This window comes from Arthrobacter oryzae (assembly GCF_031454875.1).
Lineage (GTDB): Bacteria > Actinomycetota > Actinomycetes > Actinomycetales > Micrococcaceae > Arthrobacter > Arthrobacter oryzae_D.
Genome location: NZ_JAVDRQ010000014.1, coordinates 79346 through 101814, shown reverse-complemented (window position 1 = coordinate 101814; position 22469 = coordinate 79346). Strand labels below are relative to the sequence as shown.

Annotated in this window: 19 protein-coding genes; 9 read left to right on the top strand and 10 right to left on the bottom strand. The window is 63.5% G+C overall.

The genetic code is table 11. The annotated features are described in order from the left end of the window. The first annotated feature begins 42 nt into the window (after positions 1 to 42). Together J2805_RS21250 and J2805_RS21245 are read left to right on the top strand one after the other, a co-directional pair. On the top strand, positions 43 to 1497 hold the full coding sequence (locus J2805_RS21250) for a family 43 glycosylhydrolase (protein WP_309979843.1): 1455 nt from the start codon (positions 43 to 45) through the stop codon (positions 1495 to 1497). A gap of 122 nt (positions 1498 to 1619) precedes the next feature. Continuing rightward, positions 1620 to 1784: a hypothetical protein gene (locus J2805_RS21245; RefSeq protein ID WP_309979842.1), complete on the top strand. Its 165-nt coding sequence runs from the start codon at positions 1620 to 1622 to the stop codon at positions 1782 to 1784. A gap of 103 nt (positions 1785 to 1887) precedes the next feature. Here the strand turns inward: J2805_RS21245 and J2805_RS21240 are convergent, their stop codons facing one another. The 5 genes from J2805_RS21240 to J2805_RS21220 all read right to left on the bottom strand — a co-directional run bounded on the left by J2805_RS21240 (position 1888) and on the right by J2805_RS21220 (position 6242). Further along, positions 1888 to 2460 carry a hypothetical protein gene (locus tag J2805_RS21240; RefSeq protein WP_309979840.1) on the bottom strand — a complete coding sequence of 191 codons (573 nt, stop codon included), beginning with the start codon at positions 2458 to 2460 and terminating at the stop codon, positions 1888 to 1890. Then, positions 2457 to 2813, bottom strand: coding sequence for a hypothetical protein (locus J2805_RS21235; RefSeq protein WP_309979839.1), 357 nt, complete (start codon positions 2811 to 2813; stop codon positions 2457 to 2459). Before J2805_RS21235 ends, J2805_RS21240 begins: the two co-directional genes overlap by 4 nt. Positions 2814 to 2919: 106 nt before the next feature. Then, entirely contained in the window at positions 2920 to 3327 is a 408-nt protein-coding gene (locus tag J2805_RS21230; RefSeq protein WP_309979836.1) for a YybH family protein, read from the bottom strand. Positions 3328 to 3528: 201 nt separating this feature from the next. Continuing rightward, positions 3529 to 4944: a ferredoxin reductase gene (locus J2805_RS21225; protein WP_309979834.1), complete on the bottom strand. Its 1416-nt coding sequence runs from the start codon at positions 4942 to 4944 to the stop codon at positions 3529 to 3531. Further along, on the bottom strand, positions 4941 to 6242 hold the full coding sequence (locus J2805_RS21220; RefSeq protein ID WP_309979832.1) for an aromatic ring-hydroxylating oxygenase subunit alpha: 1302 nt from the start codon (positions 6240 to 6242) through the stop codon (positions 4941 to 4943). The genes J2805_RS21225 and J2805_RS21220 overlap by 4 nt, the downstream gene beginning before the upstream one ends. A gap of 160 nt (positions 6243 to 6402) precedes the next feature. Here J2805_RS21220 and J2805_RS21215 point away from each other — a divergent pair, with 160 nt between their 5' ends. Continuing rightward, the gene (locus tag J2805_RS21215) at positions 6403 to 7335 is read left to right on the top strand and encodes a LysR family transcriptional regulator (protein WP_309979830.1); all 933 of its coding nucleotides are present in this window, start codon (positions 6403 to 6405) and stop codon (positions 7333 to 7335) included. A gap of 254 nt (positions 7336 to 7589) precedes the next feature. Here J2805_RS21215 and J2805_RS21210 read toward each other — a convergent pair whose 3' ends face one another. Then, on the bottom strand, positions 7590 to 7853 hold the full coding sequence (locus tag J2805_RS21210) for a GlsB/YeaQ/YmgE family stress response membrane protein (RefSeq protein WP_309979828.1): 264 nt from the start codon (positions 7851 to 7853) through the stop codon (positions 7590 to 7592). A 689-nt stretch (positions 7854 to 8542) separates the two neighbouring features. On the opposite strand from J2805_RS21210, the gene J2805_RS21205 reads away from it, so the two are divergent. After that, the gene (locus J2805_RS21205; RefSeq protein ID WP_309979827.1) at positions 8543 to 8761 is read left to right on the top strand and encodes a YegP family protein; all 219 of its coding nucleotides are present in this window, start codon (positions 8543 to 8545) and stop codon (positions 8759 to 8761) included. 44 nt (positions 8762 to 8805) lie between these two features. Here J2805_RS21205 and J2805_RS21200 read toward each other — a convergent pair whose 3' ends face one another. Further along, positions 8806 to 10269, bottom strand: coding sequence for a protein adenylyltransferase SelO (locus J2805_RS21200; protein ID WP_309979826.1), 1464 nt, complete (start codon positions 10267 to 10269; stop codon positions 8806 to 8808). 515 nt (positions 10270 to 10784) lie between these two features. On the opposite strand from J2805_RS21200, the gene J2805_RS21195 reads away from it, so the two are divergent. Both J2805_RS21195 and J2805_RS21190 read left to right on the top strand, forming a co-directional pair. Continuing rightward, a complete protein-coding gene (locus tag J2805_RS21195; RefSeq protein ID WP_309979824.1) occupies positions 10785 to 14225 on the top strand; it encodes a response regulator in 3441 nt (1146 codons plus the stop codon). Continuing rightward, a complete protein-coding gene (locus J2805_RS21190) occupies positions 14222 to 15130 on the top strand; it encodes a GGDEF domain-containing response regulator (protein ID WP_309979822.1) in 909 nt (302 codons plus the stop codon). Before J2805_RS21195 ends, J2805_RS21190 begins: the two co-directional genes overlap by 4 nt. 308 nt (positions 15131 to 15438) lie before the next feature. Here the strand turns inward: J2805_RS21190 and J2805_RS21185 are convergent, their stop codons facing one another. Continuing rightward, entirely contained in the window at positions 15439 to 16140 is a 702-nt protein-coding gene (locus J2805_RS21185; RefSeq protein ID WP_309979820.1) for a type 1 glutamine amidotransferase domain-containing protein, read from the bottom strand. A gap of 129 nt (positions 16141 to 16269) precedes the next feature. Between J2805_RS21185 and J2805_RS21180 the strand changes: the two genes are divergently transcribed. Next, on the top strand, positions 16270 to 17166 hold the full coding sequence (locus J2805_RS21180) for a LysR family transcriptional regulator (protein WP_309979818.1): 897 nt from the start codon (positions 16270 to 16272) through the stop codon (positions 17164 to 17166). 134 nt (positions 17167 to 17300) lie between these two features. On the opposite strand, the gene arr is transcribed toward J2805_RS21180, so the two are convergent. Beyond that, positions 17301 to 17711, bottom strand: coding sequence for an NAD(+)--rifampin ADP-ribosyltransferase (gene arr / locus J2805_RS21175; protein WP_309979816.1), 411 nt, complete (start codon positions 17709 to 17711; stop codon positions 17301 to 17303). A 229-nt stretch (positions 17712 to 17940) separates the two neighbouring features. Further along, positions 17941 to 19503 carry an amino acid permease gene (locus J2805_RS21170; RefSeq protein WP_309979815.1) on the bottom strand — a complete coding sequence of 521 codons (1563 nt, stop codon included), beginning with the start codon at positions 19501 to 19503 and terminating at the stop codon, positions 17941 to 17943. A 678-nt stretch (positions 19504 to 20181) separates the two neighbouring features. On the opposite strand from J2805_RS21170, the gene J2805_RS21165 reads away from it, so the two are divergent. Both J2805_RS21165 and J2805_RS21160 read left to right on the top strand, forming a co-directional pair. After that, entirely contained in the window at positions 20182 to 21585 is a 1404-nt protein-coding gene (locus tag J2805_RS21165; RefSeq protein WP_309979813.1) for a DUF6421 family protein, read from the top strand. After that, positions 21582 to 22340: an SDR family NAD(P)-dependent oxidoreductase gene (locus J2805_RS21160; RefSeq protein ID WP_309979811.1), complete on the top strand. Its 759-nt coding sequence runs from the start codon at positions 21582 to 21584 to the stop codon at positions 22338 to 22340. Before J2805_RS21165 ends, J2805_RS21160 begins: the two co-directional genes overlap by 4 nt. Positions 22341 to 22469: the final 129 nt, after the last annotated feature.

The window sequence follows — 22469 nt, the reverse complement described above, 5'->3', positions numbered from 1 at the left end:
CTCCCGTTCCGCCCTCCCGCACGTCGAAAGGACTTTTTCAGCATGAATGATTCCATCAACCGCGAGTTCTCCCGCCGGACCTTCCTGGGCTCCGGAACCGCCGCAGCCGCAGTCCTCGCTGTCGCGGGTACGGGAGGCGGGGCCGTGCTGGCCGCGCCCGCCGCTGCGGCAGCCGCCGATCCTGCTCAGGTGATCAACCCGGTGGTTCCGCAGCGGGCGGACCCGTGGCTCATGAAGCACACGGACGGCAGGTACTACTTCACCGGTTCCGTACCCGAGTACAACCGCATCATCGTCCGCTCCTCCCCCACCATTGCGGGGCTTGGCAGTGCTTCTGAGGCGGTGGTCTGGACACGGCCCGCCTCCGGAACCATGGGCGGCCACATCTGGGCTCCCGAGCTGCACCACTTCGATGGCCAGTGGCACATCTACTTCGCCGCCGGGGACAGCAGCGATGTCTTCCGGGTGCGGATCTACGTGATTTCCACTGACGACGCCGATCCGACCACCGCCGTGTGGGGACCGCCGGTCCGCGTATACACGCATGCCGACACCTTCTCCCTGGACGCCACCACGTTCGAGCACGAGGGCACGCGCTACCTGCTGTGGGCCCAAAGCGACACCGGCGTGAACTCCAGCCTGTACATCGCTTCGATGTCGTCACCGTCCACACTCTCCAGCGCCCCGGTACGTATTGCTGTTCCGACCCTGGATTGGGAGACCCGGGGCTACAAGGTCAACGAGGGCGCCGCGGTGATCAAGCGGAACGGCCGCATTTTTGTCACGTTCTCCGCGAGCGCCACGGACGCCAACTACTGCATGGGCCTGCTGACGGCCGATGCCACCGCCGACCTGCTCAATTCGGCGTCGTGGACGAAGACTCCGACTCCCGTCTTTGTCACCACCGAAGGCTCGAAGCAGTACGGCCCCGGGCACAACTCGTTCACTGTTGACGAGGCCGGCAACGACGTACTGGTGTACCACGCCCGGTCCTACCGCACTATCGTTGGCGACCCGCTTTACGACCCCAACCGGCACGCGCGGGTGCAGCGGCTGTACTGGAATGCAGACGGCACGCCGAACTTCGGCGTACCGGTGGGCGACGGCGAACTGCCCGTCCGCCTGGAGTCCGCCTCAGGTCGGGGCACCTTCCTGGCGCACGACGGCGCCACCCTCACCGCGGCATGGAACCCTGCACTTGGGTCATCCCAGTTCCGCATCGCGCCCGGCTACGCCAAGAAAAACTCAGTGGTGATCGAACCGGTGCTGACCAAGGGCCGCTACCTCCGGGTACAGGGATCATCGGTGAGCATCGCGACCACGGAGGGGTCGTCCTCGGCCTTCCTTCGGCGGGGCGGCCTGTCGGACGCCGCCGGCGCCTCCTTCGAGTCGGTCGACGTCCCGGGCTCCTACCTAGTCCTCCGGCAGGGTGCCCTGGCGCTGGCAAAGGTGGGCAAAGACGAGCGGCCGGCGGCCACGTTCTACCTGCGCTCCTAGCCCTGCATCGACCCCCGTGCAGGGTGCGTCCGTGACTGCTAATAGCTGATGACGGGTGGTTGTGCATTTGGGCAGGGCCGGCGGTTTCTCCGCCAGTCCTGTTATCTGACGAGGGATATGCCGTGTCCGAGGTGGGACTCGAACCGGGTTCCGGCCCCTGCAACAATGGGAACCCGAAGAAGCGGGCCTTCACCGGCCTCGCCGAAGCGGCCCACCAGACCGGTATCCGGCGGTTCGTCCCGACCAGCATCCTCACCAGCGAATTGGTCAAAGCGAACCACCACTAAGGCAGGCCGCAATAGATCGACGTCAAAGTCCCACCGGCGCCGGGCTAAATCCCCTTCGGCCTGGCGATCGGCTACGTCCAGTTCAGCTCCATAGGTGACACGTTCAAACAACCAATGTGATGGCCCCGCAGGTCAGCACTAGATCCGCGCCGGACGCGTCCAACAGGCAGTCCTGGTCTTTCACCCGCGGCCAACCGGAAATTTCGGTTGCACCGCGGAGTCGCCTGTAGTGGAGCTCATCGTGCTCGGTGTAGATGCTGACGCTGTCGCCGTCGAAACCGTCTTGGGTGATGAGCACGGACTGTCCGTTCGCGGCTACGACTTTGACGGTGTCCCCTATGCCGAAGGCGCCCAAATACGCGAAGACTAAGATGATGCCCAAATACGGCACCGCCGTTACCGCTGCCACCGCCGTGGTCCACCCAATGATGCGCCGTGGAATTCTGCCGGGAACGCGGGAAATCAGCGCGGGGAGCATGAGAAACAGGCCGACGGCGGCGGACAAGAGCGCAATGATCCGGAACCAGGAGGCGATGGAGTCGCCAGGGATGCCGGCGTAGAGCAGCAGGTCTTCCCGTGCAGCGGCCCAATACGCCGCATCGATGGCGTGGTCTGCCCAGGCGGCCAGGGCAGCAACAGTCACAAGGGCTGCGCCCCAGATCTCGCGGCGTCTCATGGGTTGCTGAGCTGGGTCGGGCGCCGGACCTCGGCCCTGGCTTGAGCATCACGGATCGTCATGGTCACCGCGACATGGATGACCGCCAAAAGTGCGAGGGCCGGCAGCACCAGCAGGGTCTGGAGTGCGAGTACACCTTCAAAGACCCCGGCTGAGGAGTCGTCCTTCCAGGCTGTTGGGACAGACCTGCTCGCTGCGACCGCGAGCGAAAAGAACACCGCGGCCGCCGCTGCCAGCCCGCCGAACAGAATCCAGCGGGTGAAGCAGTAGGCTCTGTGGCCACCGGTGCCCAAGCTGGCGTGCACCAACCAGAGGACCACGGCGATAACGGGTACAACCAGTAAAGGGCTCATGGCCCGCCCCGCACGGTGTCGATAATCCAGTGCAGTGACTGCTCTGCGTCCCCCAACGTCATTGATTCAGCCTACCGTCGCGAGGAGGCCCCGTGGCTTTGGCCAGTCACATCTGGACGATGGACTGGATCGGCCGGGGGGACGTTATCGGATCTGCATGCCGGTGGAGAACTTTCCATACTCCGTCCTCCAGCCGGAATATGGTTGTCACCCTAAGTGACACCGAGAACACCTCATCGGACCCACCGACCTTCATGCGCGTTCGCTCCACCTCCACGATGAAGGCCAAGTCGGTCCCGACATGCCCGGAAATCCGCTCAAAACGGTTGGGCTCACCCTCACTGAGCTGGGCAACCGCGCGTTCCATCGTCTTCTCGACTTCGCCCCAGCCCTGCACTGGCGGACCGATCGGATTGGCGAGCGAGACGTCAGGCCTTCTGGAAAATAACCCCTTCATCAAAGCGGGGTCTCCCCTGACGACCGCGTCAAGCGCCCGATGGTACTGCTCCACCATCAGCTCAAAATCCGGCCCCGACATCTGATTCCTCCGCCCTCGGCTCCTGCCCGTGTCCTGGTACGGACGCCGCCAGTATCCGGCCATGGTGGCACCCATCGTTCAGGTTGTCTACCGCCAATCGCCGCAGTCTCCCGGGGCAGACCCTCCTGCAGCCCGAAGAGTGTTCAGAAGTCTTTCGGCCAGAGCACCTGGAAGCGGCTAGGCATCGATCACCATATCGGTCCGCGCGGTGGAGCAGCAGGGCAGGAACTTGCCTGCATCGATTTCCCGTGCCCGGATCCCGCCCTGGTGATTCATCTCCACCTCCCCGGACAGCTTGACCACCTTGCAGGAGCCGCACATGCCTTCCTTGCAGTTGGCGCCGATCCTGACGCCAGCACGCTGGGCCGGGCCCAGGATGTGCTCGGTGGGGTCCACGCGGACATTGATGCCCGTGCGCATGAAGGACAGGGTGAGGCTTCCCGTTCCCACTGTCTCGAAGCTCGAAGCATCGGGAGTTGAGACCTCCGCTCCCGCATCCGAACCGCCGTTAGGGGCTTCGGACTTGGGCGCGTCCGGGTCGACGGTTTCCAGCGGCAGCCCCGTGGCCTTTAGGGTTCCCCCGGCGTCGTAACCGGGCTCGTAGAGCCCGAACGCTGTCGGCTGGCTTTCGTAGTAGTCCTCGGCCGAATCAGCGATTTCCTCGGCGATTTCCTCCGCAATGTCCACTGCAAATGCGAGCTCCGCCTGGTATTCAAGGATCGTCTGGCGGTCTCCCGTGAAGAATTCCATGTTGATGGAGGTGTCGTCGACGCCGATCTTCCCCAGGAGCTCGGTGGCGGTGTTCAGGTAACCTTCGGGGCCGCAGGCATAGACCTGGCGGCCGTTGGCATCGGGGGCAACCTCGTCGAGCATGGCCGCCGTCAGCCTTCCGCTGAGCCATTCCCATCCTTCGGGTTTGCTGCGGTCGCCCAGGGCGTAGAAGACCTTGACTCGCGAGTCCACGGAGGCGATGTAGGCAAGCTCCTGGTGGAAGGCAAATCCTCCGGCCTCCGCTCCGTGGTAGAGCACCACGACATCGGCCGTTCCGGGCAGGGAGTGGATGGTCCGCAGCATCGACATGATGGGGGTGATGCCTGCGCCGGCGGCCAGCAAGAGGTAGCGTGCCCGGCGGTCGGCATCGGGAAGGTGGAATGCCCCGACCGGTCCGAGCATTTCGAGGACGGTGCCGGGTTTGACGTTCTCGTGCACCCACGGTGAGACAATTCCAGCGGTGTCGCGTTTGACTGTGATGTTGAAGGTCCACGGCTGCGTGGGCGAACTGGACAGTGAGTAGCTGCGGTCCACCGGATCCTGGTCCTCGCCGTTCACGGGAAAGGCGACGTTCACGTACTGGCCCGCACGGAACGCCAGGGGCGCACCGTCGCAGCGGCGGAACACGAAGGTCATCATGCCGCCAGCCTCGGGAACGGTCTCGACACATTCGGCCATGAACTCCTGCGGATGCCAGGGGCCCAATGCGCGGGCGGCGCCGGCGGGTCCCTCGGTGGTGCCCATCACCCTGTTCCACGGCATCTCCAGACCGCGAATGCGCTGTGGTTCCTGGATGGCCGTCTCGGTAAGGACTTCAGTCATGCCAGGTGCTCCTGCACGCGCTGCACGTACCAGTTGATGAACGCCTCCACCTGGTACTCGCTCTTCATGTAAGGGCCGGGCTCGTAGGCGGGGCTGCCGGCGCCCGTCTGGCACAACTCCACGAACGCCTTGTCCTGCAGATTGGTCTGCTTCCAGGTGTAGGTGAGTTTCTCCAGGTCGTAGTCGACGCCTTCCTCGGCGTCGTCAGCTACCAGCCAGGTGGTGCGCACCAGGGACTGGTGTTCGTTGATGGGGAAAACGCCGAACGTGATGACGTGGTCGCTCTGGAAGTGGAACCAGCTGTTGGGCTGCAGGTGCATCGAGCAGCGGCCAAGGCGGAAGTCCCGCAAGTCGCCGAGCAGCTTCTTGGAGAGCCTGTGCCCATCGGGCGAGAACGATTCGCCGTCGCCGTCGAGCGATTCCCTGGAGATGCGGATTCCTGCGATGCGCGTGTCGAGTTCTTCCACCACCTCATAGGGAAGGCCATAGCGGCGGCAACGCTCCTCGAGCGATGACTGTGCTTCCTTGTTGCGGTCCCACACTTCCTCAAGGTGGGCCGGGATGAGGCCCTCCGTCAGGCCCCAGGTGGGAAAGAGGGAACAGGCGAGTTCCGGGTGGCCGTCGCAGTGGTAGCACTCACGGTTGTTCTCCATGACGAGCTTCCAGTTGCCCTCCTCGACGATGTTCTGCTGGTAGGCGATTTTCGTCTTCGACAGATCGTGGGGCGCGAGGTAAGGCTCGAAGATCTTAGCGGTTTCGTCAAAATCCGTCGGCGGTTCGTCCGCAATGCAGACGAAGATGAGTCCGGCCACAACGCGGCTGTGGGCGCGCTTAAGGCCGAAGCAGCCCTTGTCGAACTTCGTCTCCCCCGGTGCCGAGGCGTGGATCAGATTGCCCTCCGGGGAGTATGTCCAAGAGTGGTAGCCGCAGACCAGGTTTCCTGTTGACCCGGCGGGCTCAGTCAGGACGCGGGCGCCGCGGTGGCGGCAGACGTTGTGCAGGACGTTCACGCCGCCGTCGTCATTGCGCAGCACGATCAGGGAGTAGGGCCCATAGTCGACGGTGACGTAGTCGCCCGGCTCCGGGAGTTCGGCGATGCTGGCGGCAAAAATCCAGTGCTTGCCAAAAATCGCTTCCATGTCGATCTTAAAAATCGTGGCATCGGTGTAGAAGGGCGCGTCGAGGGAATATCCCTTGCGCCGGAACTCGAACAGCTCGCTGATCTCCGCCAGCTGCGCTGCAGGCAAAGATGACGCGAGTTTTCCGCGTGAGTTGAGGGGCAAGACTGGAGCAGACATGTGTTTCCTCCCGGGAGGCCTGGGTAAGTAGTACGTTTCGTGACGACCACCGGTGCGTGGTGCAACCGCCGTTGTCGAAATCCTTGTAGTCATGAGATTAGGGACGATTGAACTGCAACAAAAGCGCAAGATTTAGATGATAACCCTGCATAATAGGTGCATGATCGATCCAAGGCTCATCACACTTCGGGTGTTTGCCCGGTGCGGGACCATCGGCGCAACCGCGGAGCTGACAGGCTATTCTCCCTCCGCCGTCTCCGCGCAGTTGCGGGAGCTCCAGCGCGTGCTTGGAATGCAGCTGCTGACGAAGGACGGCCGGGGTGTGCGGCTGACCGCCACGGGCCGCTTTCTCGTGGCGGGCTCGGACACCCTCATTGCCGAATGGGAGAGCCTGCGCGCCGCAGCCATGAAGGCCGGCGACCAGGTGCAGTCCCATTTTGGCCTCGGCGGATTCTCGACAGCGGCCGCCCAGCTGCTCGCGCCGCTGGCCGCTACCCTGCGCTCAACACGCCCCCTGCTGGAGGTGCAAGTACTCGAGGCCAACCCGGACCGTTGCTTCGACTTGCTGGTTGCCGAGCGAATCGACCTCGCGGTCATCGTCGCCATGCAGTCCGACACCTATGTTGAGGACGATCCGCGCTTCGAGCAGACCGTTCTGCTCGACGATCCCCTGGACGTGATCATTCCCTCCGACCATCCGTTGGCATCGCGGGAAACGGTGACGCTCGAAGAGTTGGCGTCGGAACCCTGGATCACCGAGGCCGCCGGCTCCACCTACCATTCCCTATTCACCGCGGCGTTCACGGCAGTCGGGGTGACGCCCCGGATTGCCCATGAGGCCGTTGAATGGGAAACCCAGATCGCCTTCGTTGGTGCGGGGCTGGGCGTGGGCCTGCTGCCGCGACTGGCGCCCCTCCGTAGTGCCGAAAACGTGGTTCGACTGCGCATTACCGGCAAGGGGAAGCCCGCGCGCCGCATTGTCGCTGCGGTGCGCAGCGGCAGCATCGCATCGCCCCTAATCCAGGAGTCGCTCGGCATCCTTCAGGTCAGGGCCAATCGGATCCTCACCGCCCGACCCGAAGACGATCTCTGAGAACGCATGGCCGCGATTTGTTGCTGACGGAGAGGCAGGTCCAGGGGTTGCGACACGTCCCCGCGGCCGGCGGAGCTGACCGACCCCCAGTGGCATCTACCGACATCTTCTTGGCGGTGAGCGTCTCCCCCGCCGACTTCTTCTGGATGGTTTCCCTGTATCAGGGTTAGCCTGAAGTTATTAATGGAAATGAACAGACTCAGGACCGGCTAATGCGGTCCTGAGTCTGTCCTCAAGGCGGCGACTTGCCGGGGTCAGGCGCGGCTCCTGCGGGTCACTGCCCCGAAGATTCCCAGAACGATCACTGCGCCAAGAATCGACAGCAGCCAGGTCCTGAGGTCAAAGAAGTCACCGAGGCCGCCGCCGAAGATCAGTGAGCCGATCCATCCACCCAGAATCGCACCCACGACGCCCAGCACCAGGGTGACCAGCCAGCCGCCGCCCTGTCTGCCTGGAAGTATGGCCTTGGCGATGGCACCCGCGATCAGGCCGAGCAGGAGAAATCCGAGAAATCCCATGATGCACTTCCTTCCAAAAGGACCATCTGCGCCGTAATGACGCCGATATGCATGATTCAATCAGCATGCTTAGCATCTGGCAAGGAGTAATCGACGCTGAAGAACGGGCGAGCGGGCGCCAGCGCCCTTCGTAAGCCGGTGGCGGCTCTCTGCCGGTCTGGTTGGCCAGGCCTGACGCCGCAGATCTGAAGTGATGATTGTCATGTGGAAGGGTTTCTGCGGATAGCGCTGCCCGCCTTTTGAAGACGGGTTTCCCCGACTCTAGCCGCTTCATATTTGGTGTGAGCTATCTAACAGTGGATATGCTGGGTTTAGTCATGCAGCCGGCTTCCACCCCTTTTAGGAAGGCTAAGGCATGGCTTCCTCCCCCAATCGGCCCATCCCATCTCCCGGATCAGCTACCGATCTCCCCTCAGCGGAATACGCGCTTGGCGCAGCACGACACCACTTTGGCCGGTTGCCCCTTGTGCCCTCACGCGAACTTCGACGCATCCGCCACGTCCTGCTAAACGCCTCGAGCAGAGGCGGACCGCAACCAGCACTGTCTCAGTCTGCCCGGGAACTGCTGGACCTTGTGACAGCCGAACTCCAGCGACGAGAACAAATAGACAGCCCTTCCGAGCCTGCGAAAAGACAGGCAGAGCAGCCGCTCACACCCCAATCCCCCGAGAAGAAGGGACTGTGGGCCCATGACCGGTCACTTTGAACTCATCAACGACACAGAGGCCGGATACCGGGTCACACTGGTAGACGATGCCGGGAACGTGCTGGCTGTCTCGGAAAGGTACACCACCACCGAAGCCGCCGCCCGCGGGATCTACACCATCCGGGAGATCGCCGCCTCCGGCCTCATCGATGACAAGCGCGAGTCCTGGCCAAAGACAAAAGGACGTGCAGCGCCTGTCTGAAATCCAAGACCTGCAGGAACTGATGCAGGACCCCGACAATGCCTTTACGTGCCGCAGAAGGTCCGGTACGTGCCGAAGCCTTCCGGGGCTGCATCGGCGTAGCTGGAGAAACCGGGGCGTTCGTCGAAGGGTGAGGAAACTGCAGCCAGGAACCGTTCCAGCGGACCAAGATTCCCGGCGGTGGCGGCGTCGAGGGTTTCTTCCACCAGATGGTTCCGCGGGATGTAGACGGGATTGACCCGGTCCATGGCGTCAGCATCGGGTGCCAAGGCGTACCAGCGCACTGCCCAGTCGTCGAAGGCACTTAGGTCCAGAACTTGGCCCCGCGCAGGTCCAGACTGGCCGCGGGCGGCTTTGCCGAGGTTCCGGAAAAATGATGTGTAATCCGCCTTTGATTCCTGAATCAGGGCAACGAGTTCGTCGACGAGAGGTGAGGTCACGTCATCGCCGAGCCCTTCACGGAACCCCAGCTTGGCTTTCATGCCCGCGAACCATGCGGCGCTGTACTGCTGGCGGAAACCAGCAAGTGCTTCCACCGCCAGTTCCACCGCCTGATCCTGGTCCTCGTGGAGCAGAGGCAGGAGGGACTCGGCGAGCCGGGCAAGGTTCCATTCGGCCACCACTGGCTGACTGCGGTAGGAGTAGCGACCGGTCTCGTCGATCGAACTGAAGACGACGCCGGGGTCGAAGCCGTCCATGAAGGCACACGGACCGTAGTCAATGGTTTCGCCGGAGATCGTCATGTTGTCAGTGTTCATGACCCCGTGAACGAACCCCACGAGCATCCACTGGGCCACCAGCGAAGCCTGGGCAGATACGACGGCCTGGAGCAACGCCAGGTAAGGGTTCCCGACCTCCGCAGCGGCCTGATGGTGACGGGTGATGGCGTAATCGGCAAGACGGCGAAGAAGACCGAGATCGCCTGTGGACCGGGCGTACTGGAAGCTGCCTACCCGCAGGTGGCTGCTGGCAACGCGTGTCAGAACGGCGCCCGGCAGGAGAGTCTCGCGCTGGACCTGGCGCCCCGTCGCTACGACGGCAAGGGATCGGGTGGTGGGGATGTTCAAGGCGTGCATCGCCTCACTGACAAGGTATTCGCGCAGCATCGGACCGATCACGGCCTGGCCGTCGCCATTGCGCGCGAACGGCGTCGGTCCTGATCCCTTGAGGTGGATGTCGCGGAGCTGCCCGTCAGCGTGCCCGATCTCGCCAAGCAGCAGTGCGCGCCCGTCACCCAGTCGTGGCGCGTACCAGCCAAACTGGTGACCGGCGTAGGCCTGGGCCACCGGAGTAGCCTCCCCAGGTACGGCGTTGCCAGTCAGCAGATGCAGACCAGCAGGGCTGCGGAGAAAGGCCGGATCGAGGCCTAGCTCACCGGCGAGGGTCTCATTAAGTACCAGAAGTTGCGGATCCGGAACCTCTGCCGCCCGCCACGGAATGGCCATCTCCCTGAAATCCCGGGCGAAAAGAGAATCAAAGGTAATTGTTGAATGCGCGATGTCACCCATCTACCAAGGATACCGGCGACAATGTCCCAACAGTTCGCCGGCACAGAATCTTCACCCGTGCCGTGGCCGGTCAGGAGGGAGCCCGTCCTGAACCGGGCTTTCGGGACGCCTGCCATGGCCGTCACCGACCCGGGCAACAGACAGGACCAAGTGGGTTTGTACTCCTGAGGAGCACTCGTGTCGCCCGGGGTGTTCCTCAGAGCGTGGACTTGACCCCGACGCGTTACCCAAAGCGCAGGCCAAAAGAGGGGGATACGCGAGAGGTCGGGGCCATAATGGCGTACTCGAATTCCATGGCAGAAGCGCCTGGCATCCTCATACGCAGCGAGGAACGATGAGTACCGGGCAGTCTGAGCAGCGGCGCCACGCCGCCGCGGACATGGTTCACGCAGTCGCGGCGAACGCCCTTCCGGAGCTGTGAGGGATATCATAAGGATGCGTCTCCGCCCAGGTCTCGGGCGGGCCCGGTCTCGGTTTTTTGTGGGTAACAGGCGCACCTATGGGGAGGGATCCGTGTGTCTCAGATAGGTCGCCTGGAGCAACGTCCCGCCGCCGGCACGAGCATGGCCAAACTGGGATGGCTGATTGTGATTGGCGCCGTGGTCATGACCGTTCTCGGTCTGGTTTTTGCTGCCGCCAGCGGCACTCCCGCCGCCATCGTGACGGGTGATCTCTCCATCTTCCTGGCAGCCGCGCTGGCTGGCCGCAGTTGCGCCCACGCCGCCCGCCGTGGCGGCTCAAATGCCCGCGCCTGGACGCTGATGTCGGTCGCCGCCTATGTTTGGGCGGCCGGCATGCTCGTCTGGACGTACTACGGCCTCGCCCACAACCACGTCTACCCGTTTCCTTCCCTGGCAGACGCCTTGTTCCTGGCCTATTCGGTGCCGGCCGCCATCGCCCTTTTCAGCTTCAAGCGCCCCGGCGGCACCACCCGGGTGGGGCTGGTCCGGACCGCACTGGACGCCGCGGTGATCGCCGGCGCAGTCCTGGTGGTCAGCTGGTACACCGCGCTGGGCCCGGCCTTCAGCGCCGAGGGCGATGTCCTGACCCGACTCACGTCCATGGGCTACCCCGTGGTGGACGTGATCATCACATCCCTGGTGCTGGTCCTCGGGATGCGGCGGCAGCCCGGCGAGCGCCTGCCGTGGCTGTGTTTCGGCGGCGGCCTGCTGGTCCTGACCATCACGGACAGCATCTACGTGCGGCTGACGTTCGACGGCGTGACGGGCGTCACTGGGTCCCCGCTCGCCCTGGGCTGGATCGGCGCCTTCCTCCTGATTGCGCTGGCACCGCTGCTCCCGTACGCGGAGAAGCCTCGGCCGGACCGCAAAGCTTTTGCCCTGGCACTTGAGCTGCTTCCGTACGCACCGATCCTGGTTGCCCTCGTGATGGTCGCCCAGCCGCACGTCAGCGAGATGAGCGCCTTCCTGCTGGCGGTGGCCAGGATCACTGTGGCCCTCATCCTGGTCCGCCAAGTGCTGATCATTGTCGAAAACCTCACCCTCACCTCAGGGTTGGAGCAGGAGGTGGCTGCCCGGACGGCGGAGCTCGAGGGGCTCGGCGCGATCGTCAACTCCTCCTCGGACGCCATCCTGAGCACCACGCCTGAGGGCGTCATCACCAGCTGGAACCCCGGAGCGGAACGGCAGTACGGCTACTCGGCGGCGGAAGCGCTGGGCCGCGACGCCCGGTTCCTGCTGCCGCCGGACAGCACCGTCGGGGACGATGAAGTGTTTGAGCAGCTCCGCGACAACGGCGAAGCCATGAGTTTCGAGATCGAGCATCTGCGAAAGGACGGGACGGTCGTTCCCGTGTCCCTGACTATCTCCCCCATCCGGGAAGCCGGGAACGTGCGCGGGGTCGCCGTCATTGCCAGGGACATCACCCTGCGCCGGGCCGCCGAGCAGGAGCTGAAGGCCGCGCGTGAAGCCGCACTGGAATCCAGCCGGCTCAAGTCCGAGTTCCTTGCCACCATGAGCCACGAGATCCGCACGCCCATGAACGGCGTAGTGGGGCTCACTGCGTTACTGCTGGAGACGCCCCTGGACGAGACGCAAAAGCAGTACGCGCAGGGCGTCAAGGGAGCCGGCGAGGCGCTACTTGCCCTGATTAACGACATTCTGGACTTCTCCAAACTAGAGGCCGGGAAGGTGGACCTGGACGTCGGCCCCTTCGATCCCCGAATCCTCGTGGAGGAAGTTGCCGGGCTGCTGACCGAACCGGCGCAGGCCAAGGACTTGGAGCTCATCGCCTATTGCGAACCCGACGTTCCGGCAAGGCTGCAAGGCGATTCCGGCCGGATCCGCCAGATCCTGCTGAACCTCGCCTCCAACGCCGTAAAGTTCACGGCCAGCGGCGAGGTGTCCATCCGGGTGAAGGTGGACACCCATGATCCTCGGCCCGGTGGAACAGCCATGGTGTACTTCGAAGTCCGCGACACCGGCATCGGCATCGATCCCGCACACCATGCGCGGCTATTCGAATCCTTCTCACAGGCGGACGCCTCCACCACACGGCGCTACGGCGGCACCGGCCTGGGTCTGGCCATCAGCCGCCGGCTCACGGAGGCCATGCACGGCGAGATCGGGCTGGACAGCGTCCCGGAGGCGGGCAGCACCTTCTGGTTCCGGATCCCGCTTCCGGTGGCCCCGCCGTCCACCGATCCTGTGCCCGCGGCAGGCTACCTCGCCGGACTCAGGGTGCTGGTGGTGGACGACAACGCCACCAACCGGCTGGTGCTGGAATCCCAGCTGCGCGGCTGGAAGCTTCAGCCGGAGGCGGTACCGGACGCGAAGGCCGCGCTGGTCCGGGCACGGGAAGCGTCAGCGGCCGGCGAGCCGTTCGACCTCGCCGTGCTGGACCTCTGCATGCCGGACACCGACGGTCTGGAGCTGGCCCGCCGGATGAAGGCCGACCTCGGGCTGGCCAATATCGAGTTGATCATGCTCACGTCCACCATGCAGGTGAACGCTGCCGAGATCGCCGATGCCGGGGTCCGGGAATGGCTCATGAAGCCGGTGCGCAGTTCCGAGTTCTACAACCGCCTGATGCGGCTGATGTCCACGCGCCAACAGACCGCCCCGTCCCCAGCGCCTTCAGCCTCGATGAGCGGGCCGGCCTCGGCTGGGTCCCCTGCCGGGTCCGCGGCTGCGTCGTCCGCTGAGGTTTCTTCTGAGTCGGTCCTGCAGGGACCGTCCCGCGGCCGCATCCTGGTGGTGGAGGACAACGAGGTGAACCAGCTGGTGGCCCGCGCCACCGTGACCAAGTTCGGTTATACGGTGGATGTGGTGTCCAACGGCGAAAAGGCCGTGGCAGCAACCGCCCGCGTCCGCTACGCCGCTGTCCTGATGGACTGCCACATGCCCGTGATGGACGGTTTCGAGGCCACGCGAATCATCAGGAGCCGGGACGGAAAACACAGCCGCCTCCCCATTATCGCCATGACCGCAGGCGCCCTCGACGGCGACCGGGAACGCTGCCTCGCCGCCGGCATGGACGACTACCTCTCCAAGCCGGTGGACGCCGCCGAACTTGAAGCCGCGCTAACCCGCTGGGTCCCCGACCGGGCGCCCCAGCTCCTGGCTGTCACAGGAGGCCGGCCGCCGGCGTTGGACTCGGACCGGCTGGCCATTTTGCGCGACCTTGGCCCGGAGGGCGGCCTGGGCCTGCTCCCGGCGGCCGCCGAGGCGTTCCGGAGGGACCTCCCTGCCCGGCTCGACGTTTTGCGGGAGTTGGTGCACAAGGGCGCCGGACCCGCCCTGGCCCAGGCCGCACATGCTCTGAAGGGCGCAGCAGCCAACATCGGAGCAACCGGCGCGGCAGCTTTGTGCGGTGAGCTGGAGGAGATGGGACACAGCGGAAAGCACGACGACGGCCCGCAGCTCGTCAGCCGCCTGGAAGCTGAGCTTGTGCAGGTGAATTTTGACCTTGATCTCGCACTGGAGGCGGCGCAATGAAAGTCCTGGTGGCGGATGACGATCCGGGCTCGCTCCTGGTGGCCAGGGCCGCCGTCGAACGAGCCGGGCACCACTGCGTGACGGCGGCGGACGGCGACGAGGCCTGGGCGCTGTACCTGGAGCACCAGCCGGACGTCGTGGTGACCGACTGGATGATGCCCGGGATGGACGGACTCGCATTGTGCCGGGCCATCAGGGCGCGGGATGCAGACCTGTACACGTACATTGTCCTGCTGACATCGCAGGGGTCCCGCAACGACGTGCTCGCCGGACTCGAGGCCGGCGCGGACGACTACGTCACGAAACCGCTGGACCCGTTTATCCTGCACGCACGGCTGCTGGTGGCGCTGCGGGTGACCACACTGCACGCGGACCTGGCGCATTACCGCAAGGTCCTGTCGCAACAGGCGCGGACGGATCCGCTCACGGGCCTGCACAACCGGCTGAAACTGTCCGAGGACCTGGAGCAGCTGCACGCACGCAGTCAGCGCTACACGGAGGAATATTGCCTGGCGATGTGCGACGTGGACAATTTCAAGAGCTACAACGACATCTACGGTCACCAGGCTGGCGACCTTGCACTGCGGGCCGTCGCCGTCGCGCTTGTGGACGCGGCCCGGAAGAGCGACGGCGTCTATCGGTACGGCGGCGAGGAGTTCCTGCTGGTCCTGCCGAACCAGTCGCAGCTGGCCGCGAAGGCGTTCGTAGAGCGCGCGCTGGCCTGCGTCCGGGATCTGGACATCACGCACTCCGGGGATCCGATGGGGCAACTGACCCTCAGTGCCGGCATCGCCGCCTTCAGCGCAAGCCATAGGTCCGACCCCGAGACCCTCCTGGGAAAGGCCGATGCCGCCCTGTACGCTGCGAAGGCTGCCGGCCGGAACCGTGTGGAGCTGGCGGTTTAGCTAGGGCGTGCTTCCTAAATCGGTAGCTTGCTGGCTGGAATGCTTGAAGGGGTCAACGACGTAGGCGGCGGACATCCCGGGCGAGTGCCCTCCCTGTTTTCGTTTTTTGGTGAGATGCCGCCCGCCAGCCTGACAACGGACCGGTCAGCGGCGACAACACGTGCTTCACACATCTCATGAGCTGTCCGGCAGACCAGCACATGCCAAGCCAAAATTTGCTTCGCACCCACACGGCTTCCGTTAGAGGGGACATTTTCCCCCGAATGGGAAGCGTCGCCGTCGTACGTGTTCTTTGCATCGCCCCCGCCCTACTCGGCGAGTGCTGAGACTACCGCAGCGGCGACTGCTTCGCTGGACTGCGGGTTCTGTCCGCTAATGAGGTTGTCATCGCGGACTACGTAGCTGCTCCAGGCCGGGCCGGCCTTCACGATTGCACCGCGCTCGGCGAGGGTGGTCGCTACCAGCCATGGGGTCGCCTCGCCAGTTCCGCCCGTCAGCTCTTCTTCATCCGTGAATACGGTCAGTTGGCGGCCTGCGAAGGCGAAAATGCCGTCCTTGGTGGTGGCGCTGAGAAGGCCGGCGGGGCCGTGGCAGAACGGCGCGATGATTATGCCGGCGTCGTTGGCCTGGATCAGCAGGGCACCAAGATCTGCATCGGTGGCGAGGTCTGCCATGGGGCCGTGACCACCGGGGAGGACGACGGCGTCGAAATCGGCAACGTTGACCGAGGCCAGGGCTTTCGGCTTCTCAAGTTCCCCTGCGATGTCTGTCAGGTAGTGCTTGAATTCGCTGACCTTTTCTTCGCTGCCCACGACCCCCGGGTGCAGGGAAGCGGGGTCGATGGTGGGCTGCTTTCCACCTGGGGTGGCTATGGTGATGTCGGCGCCGGAGACTTTGAGGGCTTGGTGGGCGACTACAAGTTCCTCGGCCCAGAAGCCCGTGGGGTGCTGGGTGCCATCGGCGAGTACAAGGGAATCGGCCGCCGAAACGACCATGAGAATGCGGGACATGAGGTTCCTTTTCGGTAGTGGTTGACGCGGTGCTATTCGATGATGCTCCGTAGGCGGCGGGGCCACCTATCGAAAAAGCTCTGGCCCCTATTGGTATTTCTTGGACGGGAGCGTGCGAGTATTGCAGGAATGGTCACTCACAATCTGGAGCACCTGCGGACGTTCCTCACCGTCTACCGCGCCGGGTCCCTGACCGAGGCAGCGAAGCTGCTTGGCATTTCGCAGCCCACAGCCTCCACACACGTTCATTCCCTCGAACAGAATCTTGGCCTACGGCTGTTCGACCGCACCCCCTTGGGCGTGACGCCAACGCCCAGGGCAGACGGCTTGGCCCGGGATGTCGGTCCTCACATAGACGCCTTGGACGACCTGGCCTACATCTCCGCACTGTCGGGGGCCAACGAGTCGATCCACTTGGGCGGCCCTGCAGAATTCCTTACCACCATGCTCCTTCCACACACCCCGGTACTTGCCGCAGCAGTGGGGGCCAGGCTGCGGATCCGTTTTGGCTTGGTTGATGGCCTGCTCGAGGAGCTGCGGTCCGGCGACCTGGATATCGTGGTCAGCGCAGTCCAGCCGAGGGTCCAAGGAGTCACCGGAACGCCCCTCTACGACGAGGAATTTGTTCTGGTCGCCGCACCGTCCTGGCAGGCAAGCCGCCCGGGAACTTCGCCGGCCGACGCTGAGTTGGCAGCGGTCCCAGTGGTCGCCTACGCCGAGAACATGCCTATCATCAGGCGGTACTGGCGCACCGTGTTCGAACGACGCCCTGACGATCTCCGACCCAGCTGCATCGTCCCCGATCTCCGCGGCGTGCGCGCGGCAGTCCTGGCAGGAGCCGGAATGTCCGTGCTGCCCCGATATTTGGTGGAAGACGATCTCGCCGCCGGAACCCTTATGTCCCTGCACACTCCAGAGGTGGCTCCCCTAAACACCGTGTACCTGGCAACGCGCACCGGGGACCTCGACCGCAACCACCAGCTGCGCTCCCTCACATCGGTTATCCAGCGGCTAACGGGTTCCTGAAAGCCCAACATCAGCAGATTCGGACGACCTAAACCCGTTACGGGCCGCGCCGGACCGACGACGGATTTCTGACGACTTTTGATCCCGCAGGCCCCAGTCCGTCCGCGGCAGCTGGCCTGGGCCCTTGTTCCTCGTCAGTTGATGATTTCGCCTCGCTCGTCCGCAAGGAGTACGGCCAGGCGATCTTTCCACGCCTGGAGCTCCTCGGGCGCCAGCCGTGTCCAGTCCGTGACTTCCCCGACGACCCTGAGCGGGGCGCTGCTGCGATATGACCGGGTTGGATTGCCAGGGAATTTCTTGTCTGTCACGTTCGGGTCGTTCTCGAATGCGCCGGTCGGCTCGACGGTGTAAACCCGCGGGGCGCCATCACCTGCCGCTAGTTCCGCAGCGAGTCCCGCACCGTTCTGAAGAGCGGTGAAATAGATGTGGTTCATCACGACTTCGGGCCGGTAGTTCGACCTGAAGCCCGCCGTCAGGAGATCACCCACCCGCAGGTTGGCTTTCGTACCGTGAAAGAACGGACCCTCGTCCAGCGGTTGGTTCACAGGTACAGCCTAAACCGACGCCCGTTTTTACGGCGATCGAAACCCCCTTCATGTACGTTGGCTTCCAAACTGACCGAAAATGTCCCAATAAGACCTGCGCATGCGGACCGAAAAGCCGGGTGAAGTTTTCACCCGGCCTTCCTGTTGTTCGCCTAATCCTGCGTTTTAGTCGCTATCCCTGGGTTCCGCGCGGCCCTTGCGTTGTAAAGGGTAGCCGCGCAGCAGATGGTTATTGGGTGCCGCCCCGAGGCTCGTCCTCGAGGTCCTTTGGACCTGTGAGGTCCATCTCGAGCAGTCGCACGACTTTTGATTTGGTGATGAAGCGGTGAGTCAGCCATAGGGCGATGAAGATTGGCAGTCCGATGTAGGAGGAAAGCACCTCCAGAGTCCGTCCGGCAAGCACTGCCTCGTAGTTCTGTCCTGCGATTACCAGGATCAGCAAGGCGAAGGCCAACAGCGGGCCGATGGGGAACAGGGATGCTTTATACGGCAGTTCGCTGACTTTATTTCCCTGAGCGAGGAAGCCGCGCCTGAAACGGTAGTGGGAGATTGCGATTCCCGCCCAGACGATGAAGCCGCACAGGCCCGACATGTTCAGAAGCCAGGAGTAGGCCGCGCCCTGGCCGATGATCGCGGAGAGGAACCCGAAGAGTCCCACGGACGCGGTAGCCAGCAGGGCCGGGATCGGCACTCCACGCGTATTGGTTCGGCCGAAGATCTTCGGCGCCATGCCGTCATGGGCCATGGCGTAAAGCATCCGGGTGGAGGCATATAGTCCGGAGTTGCCAGCGGACAGGATGGCGGTCAGGATCACCGCGTTCATCAAGGCCGCTGCGAAGGCGATCCCAGCGCGTGAGAAGACCAGGGTGAACGGGGATGTTGCGATATCGGCTTCGCCGGATGCCAGCAGGCTCGGATCGGTGAATGGGATCAGGCAGCCGATGATGAAGATGGCACCGATGTAGAAAAGCATTATTCGCCAGAAGACAGTGCGGATAGCCTTTGGCACCTCGCGTCGGGGGTTCTTGGCTTCGCCTGCTGCGACACCCACCAGCTCGGTGCCTTGGAACGAGAAACCGGCAATCATGAAGACCGAGATGATCGAGACCCAACCCCCGTGGAATACGTCTTCGCGGTTTTCCCAGTTGCTTAGTCCTGGGGAGGAGTTGCCGAGGATGCCGAAGATCATCAGCACGCCGGCGATCAGGAAGATCACCACTGCGCTGACCTTGATCAGGGAAAGCCAGAACTCCGACTCACCGAAGGCCTTGGCTGAGAGGGCGTTGAGCCCGGTCAACACCAGCAGGAAGATTCCTGCCCATACCCAGCCGGGGACCCCCGGGAACCAGAAATCCATGATGATTCCCGCCGCAACCAGCTCGGCGGCCACGGTAATAGCCCAGTTGAACCAATAGTTCCAGCCGATCGCGAACCCAAAGGACGGGGAGACGAAACGGGTGGCAAAGGACTGGAAAGAACCGGCAACCGGGATTTTGGCCGACATTTCGCCCAGTGACTGCATCAGGAGGAATACCATCAGCCCGACCAGTGCGTAGGCGGCTAACGCACCGCCGGGACCCGCCTGTGAGATGGTGCCGCCCGAGGCGACAAACAACCCGGTACCGATTGCACCGCCAATGGCAATCATCTGCAGGTGACGGCTGCTTAATCCGCGCTTGAGCTCATTGCCGGTTCTGCCAGGGCTACGATCTTCGCCGGTTGCAAGTGAAGAACCCTGTTGTGCCACTTTATCTGGCTTGATATCTGCGGAGGTTCCCGTCGCTAGCGTCATGCAACACCCCCGAAGGGCATCAGTGCGCTCCGGCTTAGGTTTCCCGTGCTGCCAGCGGCTCGACCGGTGCAGGCATCTTCGCTTGCCGTGCCGAGCGGGTAGGACGAACGGTTCCCTCGGAGTCCTGCCTGCGCGGTTCGCCCCGCGCTGGGGAACCGCCCTGAACCGGAACACAGACCGGTTTCAGGGGTGCCGGGAGCAATGGCCCGATCATTTGTTTGCGTGTGGGATCCAAGTCCCATGATGCCTCCGAAAAGGTAGCTGCGGTTAAGAAAAAGCTTTCCAGCGCCCCGGGCCGGAAAGGACGGTGATCAAGCTAACACACGAAAAGGAGGCGACCTCTGGCTGAACGAATATTGCACGTCGAAGGCGCCAAGTCCTTACGGAAAGGCAGGCATTAATCGCGCTGAGCCTAAGAATCGCTGATCTTGGCTCGCACAGTGAGTAAGCAGCACTGAAGTACTGATACGACAGGCGATCGGCATCAAACGACAAAGCCGGGGTGAGACGCAGCAAAAAAATGTCTAGAAATGCGCGACCGTAAGGCCTCTCTCATGCATAGCAGGGAAGGAACCTCGGGTAGCAACAGAATCCCTTACGCATGGCCAGTTCGGCTTTCACTGCTGCTTATGCATTGCTACGTTCATCAGGAATTACGAAACAACAGAAGGAACGAGCATGTCTCTCATTGCGAACCTGGAAGTGACAGCCACCCAGGCAGAAGACCTTAAGACGCTCCCGGAATGGCAGGCCCTGAAGGCCGCCGTCATCGGGCTGCAGCAGGTTCAGGTCCAGGACGGTTCCGTTCCGGAACCGGCTGACCGTGTCCAGGCCCGCCAGTATGTCAGCAGCATCATTGACTCCATCAACGACCTGCGCGCCCACCTCCCCCATGACAGCGAATACCTGGAACTGCTCGTGCAGGACTTCCAGCGGTGGGCGTCCGACGGCTTCGTCGTACCTGACTTCCTCGACTCATTGGTAGCCTTCCACCCCGAGCAGTGGCGCATCGATGGGCTGGCGCACCTGGTTGTGTTCCCCATGTACACGCAAAACGGCAGCACCAACCGCTACTTCGAGGCCGTCCTCGTGGAGGTTATCTGGCCTTCTTTCGTCGCTGAACTGGAGGCGGGCAACTACTCGAACAAGCTGTTCGTCCCCATCAGCTTCGTGGATTTCACGCCCGGCTATGACACGAACTCTGCAGTGCTCTTCCCCGAGAGCGTAGCGGTGCGAAGCACCCCCTCGTTCACCTGGGGAGGGATTTTTGCGGACCGTGAAGCTGCCCGGTTCCGCCGCGTCCTGAAAGCTGCTGCCGACATTACTTCGTTGGACCTGCCCGCTGACGCCGCGGAGTTGATCGACGACCACCACCTCACGGAGAAGACCTTCGTGATGTGGGACCTGATTCATGATCGGACCCACATGCGCGGTGACCTGCCCTTTGATCCGTTCATGATCAAGCAGCGGATGCCATACTTCCTCTACTCTCTGGAGGAGCTCCGCTGTGACCTGACCGCGTTCCGCGAATCAGTCCTCATCGAGCGGGACGAAACGGCTTCCGAGGATGCCCGCAAGCACGCCAAGCTGGTCCAGTACGCCGTGATCTTCGACCGCATTTTCCGCTTCGCCATCACCGGGAACCGGGTCCGTAACTACGACGCCGTGGGCGGCCAGTTGCTGTTCGCCTGGATGCACCAGCACCGGGTCCTGCACTGGACCGATGGAAAGTTGAGCATCGACTGGAAGGACGTCGCCAACGTGGTCGTCGAGCTGGGCCTGCGCATCGAAGAACTCTATTGGCGTTCGATCGACCGACCCAAGACGGCACACTGGCTCGCTGCCTATGAGCTCGTCTCGGAAACCCTCACCCCCCACCCGGCCTCCGTATGGGCCAAGGGACCGGATGCCCTTCCGCTGGACGGTCCGCCCCGGGCTCTAACGGACCAGATCCTTGATGACGAATTCCCCCTATCGATGTTCTACGAGGCACTGGAGAAGAAGATGCGCCGTGTTATTGACTCAACTGCGGGAATCACGGGTAAGAGCCCTGTCAAGACTGAGGGCGAGACGGGCGCATGAGTCAGGATCTCGCGGGGCGTACTGTCGTCGTCGCCGGTTCGACAAGCGCAGCCGGCGTCGCAGTAGTCCGCACCCTTTCGCAGGCAGGGGCACGCGTAGCCGCGGTAGACATTCTTGAGGACCGGGTGCAGGAGCTCTCGGGAGCGTACGCAAACGTCGCGGGCTATGTCTGCAACCTCGCGGATCTTCAGGCCGTTGAGGACTTGGCAACCTCGGTCCGGAACGATCTGGGTCCCGTTGACGGCCTTATCCACCTTGTAGGAGGGTGGAGAGGCGGTGCCGGCATCAGTGGCCAGGCGGATGAAGACTGGGACTTCCTGCACACCAGTGTCCTCACCACCCTGAGGAACACCAGCCGCGCGTTCTATGATGACCTAGCTACGTCCCCTGTGGGACGCCTGGCTATCGTTTCCGCGCAGTCCGCTTCCTCCCCGACAGCGGACGGCGCCGCTTACGCCGCGGTCAAGTCCGCGGCGGAAGCGTGGACCCTGGCCGTGGCTGACGGCTTCCGTCACCTGAAGGGCGCAAAGGAAAGCCCTCTCTCCAGGCAGCACGCGGCCGCCCTGATCTTCGTCGTCAAGGCTCTGGTCGATGACCGGATGCGAGCAGCCCAGCCGGAACGGAAATTCCCTGGTTTCACCGATGTCAGTGTCCTTGCCGACGCTGTTCAGCAGATCTTCGACATAGAGGCAGAAAAGATCAACGGGCAGCGCTTGCCCCTCACTGCCGGCCAACTCGTGGGTCTACCGGCATGAGCGTCAGCCTTGACTCCAAAGCAGGCCTCCCGTAGGGACTGCCGGCGCGCCTGCACGACGGCCGGGCAGCCGAAGCCACAGCCGACCGGAGACCAGACCCCATGAGGCAGCACCTGCCGCTGGGGAAAC

What these genes read in the sequence shown, in the direction of transcription:
- J2805_RS21205 (WP_309979827.1), top strand. Translation starts at nt 8,543, where the DNA reads ATGACCGGTCACTTTGAACTCATCAACGACACAGAGGCCGGATACCGG.
- J2805_RS21160 (WP_309979811.1), top strand. Translation starts at nt 21,582, where the DNA reads ATGAGTCAGGATCTCGCGGGGCGTACTGTCGTCGTCGCCGGTTCGACA.
- J2805_RS21230 (WP_309979836.1), bottom strand. Translation starts at nt 3,327, where the DNA reads ATGGTGGAGCAGTACCATCGGGCGCTTGACGCGGTCGTCAGGGGAGAC.
- J2805_RS21170 (WP_309979815.1), bottom strand. Translation starts at nt 19,503, where the DNA reads ATGACGCTAGCGACGGGAACCTCCGCAGATATCAAGCCAGATAAAGTG.
- J2805_RS21165 (WP_309979813.1), top strand. Translation starts at nt 20,182, where the DNA reads ATGTCTCTCATTGCGAACCTGGAAGTGACAGCCACCCAGGCAGAAGAC.
- J2805_RS21225 (WP_309979834.1), bottom strand. Translation starts at nt 4,944, where the DNA reads ATGACTGAAGTCCTTACCGAGACGGCCATCCAGGAACCACAGCGCATT.
- J2805_RS21210 (WP_309979828.1), bottom strand. Translation starts at nt 7,853, where the DNA reads ATGGGATTTCTCGGATTTCTCCTGCTCGGCCTGATCGCGGGTGCCATC.
- J2805_RS21190 (WP_309979822.1), top strand. Translation starts at nt 14,222, where the DNA reads ATGAAAGTCCTGGTGGCGGATGACGATCCGGGCTCGCTCCTGGTGGCC.
- J2805_RS21185 (WP_309979820.1), bottom strand. Translation starts at nt 16,140, where the DNA reads ATGTCCCGCATTCTCATGGTCGTTTCGGCGGCCGATTCCCTTGTACTC.
- J2805_RS21235 (WP_309979839.1), bottom strand. Translation starts at nt 2,813, where the DNA reads ATGAGCCCTTTACTGGTTGTACCCGTTATCGCCGTGGTCCTCTGGTTG.
- J2805_RS21200 (WP_309979826.1), bottom strand. Translation starts at nt 10,269, where the DNA reads ATGGGTGACATCGCGCATTCAACAATTACCTTTGATTCTCTTTTCGCC.
- J2805_RS21180 (WP_309979818.1), top strand. Translation starts at nt 16,270, where the DNA reads ATGGTCACTCACAATCTGGAGCACCTGCGGACGTTCCTCACCGTCTAC.
- J2805_RS21220 (WP_309979832.1), bottom strand. Translation starts at nt 6,242, where the DNA reads ATGTCTGCTCCAGTCTTGCCCCTCAACTCACGCGGAAAACTCGCGTCA.
- J2805_RS21240 (WP_309979840.1), bottom strand. Translation starts at nt 2,460, where the DNA reads ATGAGACGCCGCGAGATCTGGGGCGCAGCCCTTGTGACTGTTGCTGCC.
- J2805_RS21215 (WP_309979830.1), top strand. Translation starts at nt 6,403, where the DNA reads ATGATCGATCCAAGGCTCATCACACTTCGGGTGTTTGCCCGGTGCGGG.
- J2805_RS21250 (WP_309979843.1), top strand. Translation starts at nt 43, where the DNA reads ATGAATGATTCCATCAACCGCGAGTTCTCCCGCCGGACCTTCCTGGGC.